At 38.1% G+C, this 10,012-nt stretch carries 11 protein-coding genes; 8 read left to right on the top strand and 3 right to left on the bottom strand.

Annotated elements, in window-relative coordinates; all coding sequences use genetic code 11:
- Positions 1-136: zinc ribbon domain-containing protein (locus N7603_RS09080; protein ID WP_373425378.1), on the top strand; the 136-nt coding region annotated here is incomplete at its 5' end.
- A gap of 84 nt (positions 137-220) precedes the next feature.
- Here the strand turns inward: N7603_RS09080 and N7603_RS05800 are convergent.
- A complete protein-coding gene (locus N7603_RS05800; RefSeq protein ID WP_262096431.1) occupies positions 221-373 on the bottom strand; it encodes a hypothetical protein in 153 nt (50 codons plus the stop codon).
- A 113-nt stretch (positions 374-486) separates the two neighbouring features.
- On the opposite strand from N7603_RS05800, the gene uidA reads away from it, so the two are divergent.
- The 3 genes from uidA to N7603_RS05785 are packed head-to-tail and all read left to right on the top strand — an operon-like array spanning position 487 to position 4,810.
- Positions 487-2,193 carry a beta-glucuronidase gene (gene uidA / locus N7603_RS05795; protein WP_262096430.1) on the top strand — a complete coding sequence of 569 codons (1,707 nt, stop codon included), beginning with the start codon at positions 487-489 and terminating at the stop codon, positions 2,191-2,193.
- Positions 2,190-3,503 (top strand): GH1 family beta-glucosidase, encoded by a 1,314-nt coding sequence (locus N7603_RS05790; RefSeq protein ID WP_262096429.1) that lies wholly within the window; start codon positions 2,190-2,192, stop codon positions 3,501-3,503. The genes uidA and N7603_RS05790 overlap by 4 nt, the downstream gene beginning before the upstream one ends.
- Positions 3,504-3,505: 2 nt before the next feature.
- On the top strand, positions 3,506-4,810 hold the full coding sequence (locus N7603_RS05785) for a GNAT family N-acetyltransferase (protein ID WP_262096428.1): 1,305 nt from the start codon (positions 3,506-3,508) through the stop codon (positions 4,808-4,810).
- Positions 4,811-4,824: 14 nt separating this feature from the next.
- Here the strand turns inward: N7603_RS05785 and N7603_RS05780 are convergent, their stop codons facing one another.
- Together N7603_RS05780 and N7603_RS05775 are read right to left on the bottom strand one after the other, a co-directional pair.
- The gene (locus tag N7603_RS05780; RefSeq protein WP_262096427.1) at positions 4,825-5,196 is read right to left on the bottom strand and encodes a DUF7670 domain-containing protein; all 372 of its coding nucleotides are present in this window, start codon (positions 5,194-5,196) and stop codon (positions 4,825-4,827) included.
- Positions 5,197-5,371: 175 nt separating this feature from the next.
- Positions 5,372-5,563 (bottom strand): SOUL family heme-binding protein, encoded by a 192-nt coding sequence (locus N7603_RS05775; protein WP_262096425.1) that lies wholly within the window; start codon positions 5,561-5,563, stop codon positions 5,372-5,374.
- A 140-nt stretch (positions 5,564-5,703) separates the two neighbouring features.
- Here N7603_RS05775 and N7603_RS05770 point away from each other — a divergent pair, with 140 nt between their 5' ends.
- The 4 genes from N7603_RS05770 (at position 5,704) to N7603_RS05755 (ending at position 9,879) form a co-directional block, all read left to right on the top strand.
- The gene (locus N7603_RS05770) at positions 5,704-7,089 is read left to right on the top strand and encodes a TldD/PmbA family protein (protein ID WP_262096424.1); all 1,386 of its coding nucleotides are present in this window, start codon (positions 5,704-5,706) and stop codon (positions 7,087-7,089) included.
- Positions 7,089-8,399: a TldD/PmbA family protein gene (locus N7603_RS05765; RefSeq protein WP_262096423.1), complete on the top strand. Its 1,311-nt coding sequence runs from the start codon at positions 7,089-7,091 to the stop codon at positions 8,397-8,399. The genes N7603_RS05770 and N7603_RS05765 overlap by 1 nt, the downstream gene beginning before the upstream one ends.
- Positions 8,400-8,506: 107 nt before the next feature.
- A complete protein-coding gene (locus tag N7603_RS05760; RefSeq protein WP_262096422.1) occupies positions 8,507-8,989 on the top strand; it encodes a GNAT family N-acetyltransferase in 483 nt (160 codons plus the stop codon).
- A gap of 95 nt (positions 8,990-9,084) precedes the next feature.
- Positions 9,085-9,879, top strand: coding sequence for a Cof-type HAD-IIB family hydrolase (locus N7603_RS05755; protein ID WP_262096421.1), 795 nt, complete (start codon positions 9,085-9,087; stop codon positions 9,877-9,879).
- Positions 9,880-10,012: the final 133 nt, after the last annotated feature.

Genomic DNA, 10,012 nt, shown 5'->3' with positions numbered 1-10,012 from the left:
TCATAGTGAACTCAAACTCTCTAATCGCGTGTTTGAGTGTCCAAAGTGTGAGTTACACTTAGATCGAGACCACAACGCAGCGATGAATATCAACAAAGAAGGATTAAGACAGTACAAATTAGCTTTATCCATATAAGAACTAAGAACCGTAGGGACTACGGGGATAGCCTATTGAGTCACTGGTGGGTACACTGGTTTGGATAGGAAGCCCTCACTTCTATTAAGTGGTGGGTAGTTCACTATCTAATCTAGATTTTGTGTCATGCAAATGACCAGGTCCAAACACGGCTTGATGAATTCGTTTTACATGATCTTGTAGTTTTATGAGTGGGTATCTTTCTTGGTGGAATAAAATCATTTCTTTTTCGGTCATATTATCAACACCTTTATTACATATTGTATCATTATTCGATTAATTTCATGGAGTTACCTGAAACCATCTAATAATCAATGCTATAATGAAATTACACAAAGGGAGGGATTTTTGTGCTCTATCCTCAAATGAATCCAAAACGATGGGTCGTATCGCTCAATGGCTTATGGGATTTCGCATTCGTTGACCTCGAATATAAACCTGTTTTACCACTTGTGGAAAAACAACTCATGGGTGTACCAGGGAGTTATAATGACGTTTTTACAACCCAAAAAGCGCGTGAGTATGTGGGTAAAGTGTGTTATGAAAGACTCATCTATATACCAGATATTCAAGAAGGACTTCAATACTACATCCGTTTTGGTGCGGCTGCGCATAAAGCATCTGTCTATCTAGATGGTGAACTCGTGATGACCCACCTTGGTGGATTTTTACCCTTTGATGTCAAAGTTGAACACCCCAAGTCTTCGATGAGACTAACGGTTCTATTAGATAACCGTTTGGATTATCAATCCTTACCGATGGGGGAACTTATAGAAAATGAAGGTGTATTCAAACAAAAAATCTACTTCGATTTTTTCAATTACAGTGGCTTACATCGTGATGTATGGTTATACAAACTACCGCTTAAACAAATTAAAGAAATCACGATTAAAACCATGATTCAAAGTCATGAAGCCCATGTGTTCTATGATGTTACAACATTAGACGTAGTTGAGTCTGTAGAAATCAAAGATCCAAAAGGTAAGATTTATAAAACCCAAAACCGAAAGAAGGATATCCTAAAAATTGAAGAACCCATATTATGGGATATTCATCAAGGTAATCTCTACACTCTAATAGTTAAGACTCAGTGTGATCACTATGAACAAACCTTTGGTATAAGGGAAATCTATGTGAAAGACCAACAGCTTTATTTAAACCATAAACCCATTTTCTTAAAGGGATTTGGGATGCATGAAGACCACGAAATTATTGGGAAAGGGACACACCCATTACTCCATATTAGAGACTTTGAACTCCTTAAATGGATTGGTGCGAATTCGATACGAACCAGTCATTACCCTTACGATGAACAGATGTATGATTTAGCGGATCAATACGGGATTTTAATCATCGATGAAATCCCAGCGGTTGGATTAAACTTTTGGGATTCAAGAACCGTATTCCAAGAAGACCGCGTGAATGAACAAAGTTTGGATATATACAAACAAACCCTTAAAGCTTTGGTTGAGCGTGATAAGAACCACCCATCAGTCATTATGTATTCACTCGCGAATGAAGCGAACACCTATGAAAGTGGGGCTGTTCATTACTTTGAAGAAGCCTTTAAGTATGCGAGAACCCTCACGGATTTACCGCTGATGATTGTCGAGAATGTGAACGCGGAAATCAACTTGGTTGCACAGTTTGCGGATGTCATCGGTTTAAATCGTTACCATGGTTGGTATACCGATTTTAGTGATTTATCGGTAATTGAGAAACAGCTCAAGGACTCATTTACTAGTTATCTTGAGAAATTCCATAAACCGATTGTACTCACTGAGTTTAGCGCGGATACGATTGCGGGATTACACACACTGCCTGCACAAACATTTAGTGAAGAATTCCAAGTTGAGTTTATTGAAGCTTACATAAATGTAGCCAATCATACAAAAGGCGTCATCGGTACACACATTTGGAATTTCGCCGATTTCCAAACCAAACAAGGTCTTACCCGTTTCAATGGAAACAAGAAAGGGGTATTCACCCGTAACCGAGAGCCTAAAATGGTGGCGCACATGCTTAGAATACATTTTACTAAGGAGATCAAGTCATGAAGTTTTTTCCTAAATCATTTATTTTTGGTGCGGCTACCTCAGCCTATCAAATCGAAGGTGCAGCTGCCTTAGATGGACGCGGTCAAACCGCGTGGGATTTACGCAATAAAGATGAGTTCGGTAAGCCTACTGGCGATGTTGGAGATGTCGCTTGTGACCACTATCATTTATATAAAGAAGATGTCCAATTGATGAAAACGCTCGGTCTACAAAGCTACCGTTTTTCAGTGTCATGGACACGTATTTACCCAAATGGATATGGAAAAATCAATCCAAAAGGCGTAGAATTTTACCAAAACCTAATCAACGAACTTTTATTAGCAGGCATTGAACCAGCTATTACAATATGGCATGGCGACTTACCGCTAGCACTCGACCAAATCGGTGGGTGGCAAAACCGCGAAACGATCACACATTACCTTAATTATGCGAAGACATTGTTTGATCTTTTTGGACATCAAGTTAAGCTATGGTTTACCCACAATGAACCATGGTGCGCTGCTTTCTTAAACGAATATCCGATTAATCAACAACTTGAAATCGCGCACCACTTATTAGTAGCACACGCTCAAGCGGTTAAACTTTATAAGAACCATCCAAATGGGAATGGAAAGATTGGAATTGTCTTAAACTTAGGAAAACAATATCCGAATACCTTTGATGTCAAAGACTACTTAGCCGCTCGAAATATCGATGGGTTCATCAACCGTTGGTTCTTAGATCCTACCCTAAAAGGGGTATATCCAGCAGATATGGTATCTTTATATCAAAAACACGATATTTTCTTTAGTGTTGAAGCGGGAGATATGGAACTCATCCAAGAAAACAAAATGGATTTCTTAGGGATCAATATGTATTCTAGAGGTATCCAAGCTTATACTGAAGAAGGTTTATTCAATGCGAGAGGGGTTTCTAATCCAAACGCACAGTATACCTCTATGGACTGGGAAGTCTGCCCAAGGTCTTTATACGATTTACTCGTAGATATTAAAGAAACCTATAATAATGTCGAAGTCATCATCGCAGAAAATGGTTCAGCCTTTGAAGATACTGTAAGTGAGGATGGTTTAGTTCACGATATCAACCGTGTGGATTATCTAAAATCCCATTTAGAAGCGACACGCCAAGCCATTGAAGAAGGCTGTAACATAACCCGTTATTATGCGTGGTCGTTATTGGATAACTTTGAATGGGGTCTAGGCTACAGTAAACGATTTGGTATTATTAGAGTCGATTATGACACACTAAAAAGAACAATTAAAGATAGTGGGCTTGCCTACCAAAAAATCATCCAAGAGCGGGGGTTATAAGTATGCACTTTGAGGCACTGATTGAAGCGTTAGGGTTACCAGATAGTATTAAAGATGTACTTTTAAGTTATGAACGCTTGTACGCTTCAAATTTTTTAGATGAAATAGAAGGGTTAAGAGACATTAAAACAGCACCAACCACCCATGAGAAACTTAAAAGAACTTTAGAGGATCCCAATGGTTTCAAAATGCTTTATATCTTTATAAAAGCCATTCAACAAAACCATCAAGTCTATCAAGACTTAGAGATATCGGATTCGATTTATATAGAAACTTACAAAGCCTTACCTCGATTTATAAACGAATACTTCAAAGAAACAGGGATCTATGTCTTTGAACGCGACTGGTGGGCATACCGCCAGGTAGCGATGACAATCTTTCGGATTGGTGAATTAGAATATGAACTTACTACTGAAGAGAATGTACCGATTATATCGATTCATATCCCTTCAGATTCAAGACTAACTATGGTTCGAATTGAAACTTCACTCAGACTTGCTAGACTATTCTTTAATAGTCGGTTTCAAGACTATCAAAACGCACTTATGGTGTCACATACTTGGTTGTTGAGTCCGGCTTTAAAAGGCTTATTGAAGCCTTCTTCCAATATATTGAACTTTCAAAATTATTTTGAAATTGACCAGGTTTTTGAGACGGATAACTCATTCCTACACTGGGTTTTTCATACGAAAGAACAAAACCCAAATCTACTCGAAGCCAAGACTACTTTACAACGTCAAATCCAAGACCATCTATTAAAGGGCGGATTAGTCGGTGCAGCCAAAGGTACCATCGATTCTAATACGTATAAATACCTTTTAGTTAAACCCAATGCCTCACACGAACATGAAGTCATGTTGATTAAAACAGAACTACAAAAAGAAGGTGCCTATAACGGCACCTCCGATTTAGATACTTATGATGATTATCAAGCATGGTTAAATAGTTTAAACAATCCAAAAATAGATACAGTTCAAACGACTCAATATCTCCTTGTAGATAAAGATCATATCATTTACGGCTTTGTTCACATTCGTCATGAACTTGACGATGAACTTAAAGAAACGTATGGTCATGTGAGTGTAACCATTAGACCAGTGTTTCAAAATAAGGGGTTTGCGAAACTCGCATTAACTTTAGCTTTAGAAAAACTAAAGGTTTTAGGACAGAGTGTAATTATGGTTTCATGTGAAGAAACGTTAGAAGCCTCGATTCGAACCATCGAGTCTTGTTTGGGTATTTATCAAAGAACAACGTTCGACGCGTACATCGAAAAACCGGTTCGCGTATATCAAATTCGCATATAATAAAAGAACAGGCCTTAGTAGCCTGTTTTTTCGTACTGTCTCGCTTTATAGTCTAGTAAATATAGAATGCTAACGACTACGAAAGGGATACCAAAGTATAACGCTTTGGCGTAACTTTGAGGTGATTGTTCAATCGCCATCCATAAGAAGAATAACAACCCGAAAACCGAGTAGATTGTAGCTCCTACCCAGGGTTTATAGATCGATATGAACCAAACAAGAAGTAAAAACATCACAGGTAAACAGTGAATGATGAATCCTAAAATCATTTTGTACCAAGGATCATTACCAGTAAATACATCAAATGAGAATAAACAAATAAAAATGATGAGTAACAGGGTGACAATCCTTGGAATCCATTTCATAGTTCGTCTTACATGTTTCATTTTGTCACACCTTCTATCCTTATTATACCTCAAATTTCAAATAGTGTAATGTCTATTATACTAGACAAAAATGCATAAAATTAGAACGAATGTCTACTATAATAGAAACGATACGAAATGTTGGATAATTTGAGGAAAAAATCGTTAACATTTTGGTATATTTTTAACATCCCAATCAATTCATCCAACTACCTCTAGAGGGTGTGGACTTCTTGATTGTGTTGTTAAAGACATTCATAAAACCTGTGGTCATCTTTTCGCTTAAACTGGTTTTTGTTTCGGCCAATAGAAAGTCTGGATAGACTCTTAACTCAATCTTATTGTGTTTCTCAATCACTTCATAAGGTAGTGTTTCAAATAGTCTCATACACTCACATCCTTAAGCACATTATACCCCTAAAAAGGCTGTTTGGTTTCAAAATGGCCTTTTTTTGTGTGATTTGAAGGTATGTCTTGCAAAAAAGTAAGGATTAGTATAGAATTAGTAACAATAAACGAGGTATAGATATGATAGAAAAAAACAAGCTACAAGCCCTCTTAGAAGAAGCCCTTCAAACCGGTGCTGATTTTGCAGAGATTTTCTTAGAAGATAGTGCTTCCTCACTCATCCGTGTGATGAATGGCGAAGTCACATCCATCGACCGCGGTAACGTGTTCGGTGCAGGGGTCAGATTGATCCAAAATACCGATGAAGTCTATGGCTTCACCAACGATGTCAATTATGAGTCGATCTTAGACTTAGTTAAAAACTTAAGAGCTTCATTCTCAGGTCCAGTATTTAAGATAAAACCACTAGGTGAACCAAAACCTTATGTGGATAATATCAAACGTCCGATGGAAAGTGTACCTGTTAAAGAAAAGACAGAACGCCTTCAAAAACTATCGAACATCATGAAAGCACACGACCCACGCATCGTTCAAGCGATGGCACAACTGATTGAAACCCGTCAAAAGGTTTGGGTTGCCAATACCAATGGTACCTACCAAGATGATGTGCGCACGTACACACGTGTTGTGATGATGTCTGCATCATCTGAAAACGGTGTGATGCAACAAGCAGCAGAAGGTCCAGGTCGTTATATGGGCTTTGAGATCTTTGATGCGATTGATACCGAAGCGCTAGCTAAAGAAGTTGCGATTTCAAGTATCACACTCTTATCGGCTGAAGATATGGTGCCTCAAGTCATGCCAGTTGTCTTACACAACGGTTTTGGTGGGGTTATTTTCCACGAAGCCTGTGGACATCCACTTGAAGCGACTGCGGTTGCTAAAGGTTTATCTCCATTTGTGGGTAAGTTAGGTGAAAAAGTCGGATCCGATATCGTAACTGCTTATGATGATGGTGACGTCGAATCGGCTTGGGGACGTTCATCTTTTGACGATGAAGGAAATCCAACTCAAAAGAACTTACTCATTGAAAATGGTGTCTTAAAAGGCTACCTCATCGACTATCGTAATGGTCGTAAGATGGGTATGGCTCCCACAGGTTCAGGCCGTAGACAATCCTATAAGTATTCACCAACCTCACGTATGAATTCAACCTATATCGCACCAGGTACCGATAAGTTTGAAGACATAATCAAAGATACCAAATACGGTCTATTCGCGAAGAAACTCGGTGGTGGAACTGTCGTTCCAGCAACGGGTGAATTTAACTTCGCGGTTCAAGAAGGGTATTTGATTGAAGATGGTAAACTCACCAAAGCTGTCAGAGGTGCGATGCTCATTGGTCAAGGTAAAGATGTTTTATTTAAGATTGATAGAGTCGCAGACAACCTAGAATTCGGTCAAGGTATGTGTGGGTCCCTATCCGGTAGTATTCCGGTTGACGTCGGACAACCAACCATCCGTGTGTCTTCGATGACCGTCGGTGGCGCAGGAGGTAAGAGATAATGTATCAAACATGGCTAAAAATGGGTCTCGATAAGGGCATCCAAGATTTAGAAATTTACGCAACCAAAAACCGTAGTTTAAAACTAACGGTTTATCAAAATAAACTTGATCAACACGTTCAAAGCGAAGTATCCTCTGTCACCATTCGTGGGATTTATGATAATAAACTTTCGACTGTTCGGTTTGAAAATATGGCATTAGAAAATGTCGATAAGATGCTCAATCAATTGATTGAAAATGCGAAAGCCTTAACCGTAGTTGAACCAGCCATCATTTTTGAAGGTTCACCTACTTATCCTAAAGTAGAAGAAAACCAATTTGACTTCAAACAAGTTCCTGTGATTGAAAAAATCAACTTGATTAAGTCTTTAGAGTCTGGATTGTTAAAAGGTGAATTTGTTTCTCAAGTTCAAACTGCACAGTACCAAGAAAACGAATCACAAACCGTGATAGTGAACTCTAAAGGTCTAAACCTAAAGAGAAAGAACGCATTCGCTTATGCTTACGCTATCGGCGTATTTAAAAAGGATGAATCCGATATTCAAACGGCTTATGATATGAAGCTTGTGAAGTCATTTGATGAGTTCAATGTCGAAGAAATGATTTCAAATACACTGAAGATTGGACAAGCTAAACTTGGTGGAAAATCGATTCTGACTAAATCGTATCCAGTCATTTTCGACCCCGATATGTTCGCAGACATCCTAAATGTATTCTCAAGCATTTTCTCAGGTGAAGCTGCATTTAGAAATATGACTTCATTAAAAAATAAAGTCGGCGAAAAAATCATGGATGCTAAAATCAACTTAGTCAACGATCCACTCCATGAATCGGCATACTTTAAGTACGCTTTTGATGATGAAGGTGTCGCTTCAGAAAGACGTTATGTCGTTAAAGATGGGGTCTTTACAGGCTTTAATCATAACTTAAAAACGGCGAAGATTTTCAACACACAACCTACTGGTAATGGCTTTGGTGGCGGGGTCTCGATGGCGAATTTCGTCTTAGAACCAGGCAACACATCCTTAGAAGATATGATTAAGGGTGTTGAAGATGGGATTTTAATCACAGACCTCATCGGACTACATGCAGGTGTTAAGACCATTTCTGGGGAATTCAGCCTTCAAGCTGCTGGACAACGCATTGAAAAAGGACAACTCACCCACGCGGTTAAAATGATTGTTGTATCGGGTAATTTCTTTGAAATGATGAACCATATTATGACTATAGGTAGTGATTTAAAATTCAGTCTTTCCGGTGTGGGTAGCCCATCGGTATTAGTCGAATCTTTGATGATTTCAGGCGAATAGCATTATAAAGTCTAAGGCTTCGTGCTTTAGACTTTTATCACTTTATTAGGCTATAACTTTTATAAGTTTACGTCTAAAAACGATTTATTGAAAAAGAGGGACTATTTATGATTAGTTTAAAACCCATTACCATCGACAATCTATTTGAAGTCATTAAACTATCCAAAACGTTAGATCTTGACCAACAAAAGCGCGTCGCTGATAATATTGTTTCAATCGCCCAAGCTTACGTTCATTACGATACTGCGTGGCCAAGAGCGATTTATGAAGGCGAAACATTAGTTGGATTTGTCATGCTTAATTTAAAAGATGAAGATATTCCAAAAGAAGATCAACCTGCATACTTTCTTTGGCGTTTTATGATAGTTAAACCGTATCAAAATCTTGGTTATGGTAAAAAAGTGATTGAAATCCTCATTCAAAAATCTATCTCGGAAGGACAGCGATACTTATACGTATCATGTGAAATGGAGGATAAGATGCCATATGCATTTTATATCAAAATGGGATTCATTGACACACATGAGGTGTTTGATGGTGAAGAAATACTAAAACTAAAACTCGACGAATTGAAACCACACCAAATCTAGGGTATGTTTTTTTCTAAAGTCTTAGCCCGATATCAATTATCTCTTTTTAGAGTTGTCATTTCGTGTATAATAGGCATGAAGGAGTACTTTACACTATGAAAATGATCGTCGCAGATTTGGATGGGACATTGGTATCCAAAAAATACATGTCAGAATCCACCAAAGAAACCATTCAATGGCTTCAACAAAATGGCTATATTTTCACCCTCGCTACAGGCAGACATAAAGACGCAGTGAGACCTATAGTCGAATCCTTAAACATTGAATATCCTGTGATTTGTACAAACGGGGCGTTCATCTATGATTTCAAAACGAGTACAGTGCTTCACCAAGATACTTTAGATCCTCACTCAATAGATGAAGCTTTAAAGATTTTAGACCAACACGAAGCCGACTATTTGTTATATACGACAAAAGCAATTGTTTCAACCAAGATGGCTAAACAAAAGCTAGAATCTAGGATTGGGACTTTTGACTCATTGGTAGTTGAACAAAGCGATTGGCAATCCTATATTGACTTAGGGTTATTAAAAATACTTGTCATCGAACAAGATGATATGAAGTTTAAAATTCTCCGTAGGTCACTTGAGACACTCAAAGGGGTTTATGTTTTATCTAGCCAACCGACATTCATCGATATTGGGAATGAAATCGCGAATAAAGGCAGAGCTTTAGAAAAACTAACGAACAGATTAAACATTGATTTAAAGGATGTTATATCGATAGGTGATCAAGAAAATGATCTTACGATGATCGAAAAAGCAGGCGTCGGTGTAGCGATGGGGGATGCAGAAGAAATTCTCAAAGAAAAAGCTGACTTCGTGACCAAACCATTCTTAGAAGACGGGTTTGTTCACGCCATCAACACTTACATTAAAAACCAAAAATAAACACGGTTGGAGGGCTCTTTAAATTGGTCCTCCAATAAAAACGTCCGCATACATAAACAGTGTTTACATTTTGAAAAATGTGGTAAAATAGTATTGGAGAGTTTTATTTTTGACCTTTCCAAGGTTAGAAACC

The sequence above is a fragment of the Paracholeplasma vituli genome (genome assembly GCF_025446935.1).
Taxonomy (GTDB): Bacteria; Bacillota_I; Bacilli_A; order Acholeplasmatales; family UBA5453; genus Paracholeplasma; species Paracholeplasma vituli.
The sequence above is the reverse complement of the archived record's forward strand: the minus strand, read 5'-3'. Positions and strand labels throughout refer to the sequence as shown.

Bases quoted from the DNA above. Each gene is read 5' to 3' on its own strand.
- N7603_RS05800 (WP_262096431.1), bottom strand. From the start codon at position 373: ATGACCGAAAAAGAAATGATTTTATTCCACCAAGAAAGATACCCACTC.
- N7603_RS05790 (WP_262096429.1), top strand. From the start codon at position 2,190: ATGAAGTTTTTTCCTAAATCATTTATTTTTGGTGCGGCTACCTCAGCC.
- N7603_RS05785 (WP_262096428.1), top strand. From the start codon at position 3,506: ATGCACTTTGAGGCACTGATTGAAGCGTTAGGGTTACCAGATAGTATT.
- N7603_RS05780 (WP_262096427.1), bottom strand. From the start codon at position 5,196: ATGAAACATGTAAGACGAACTATGAAATGGATTCCAAGGATTGTCACC.
- N7603_RS05775 (WP_262096425.1), bottom strand. From the start codon at position 5,563: ATGAGACTATTTGAAACACTACCTTATGAAGTGATTGAGAAACACAAT.
- N7603_RS05770 (WP_262096424.1), top strand. From the start codon at position 5,704: ATGATAGAAAAAAACAAGCTACAAGCCCTCTTAGAAGAAGCCCTTCAA.
- N7603_RS05765 (WP_262096423.1), top strand. From the start codon at position 7,089: ATGTATCAAACATGGCTAAAAATGGGTCTCGATAAGGGCATCCAAGAT.
- N7603_RS05760 (WP_262096422.1), top strand. From the start codon at position 8,507: ATGATTAGTTTAAAACCCATTACCATCGACAATCTATTTGAAGTCATT.
- N7603_RS05755 (WP_262096421.1), top strand. From the start codon at position 9,085: ATGAAAATGATCGTCGCAGATTTGGATGGGACATTGGTATCCAAAAAA.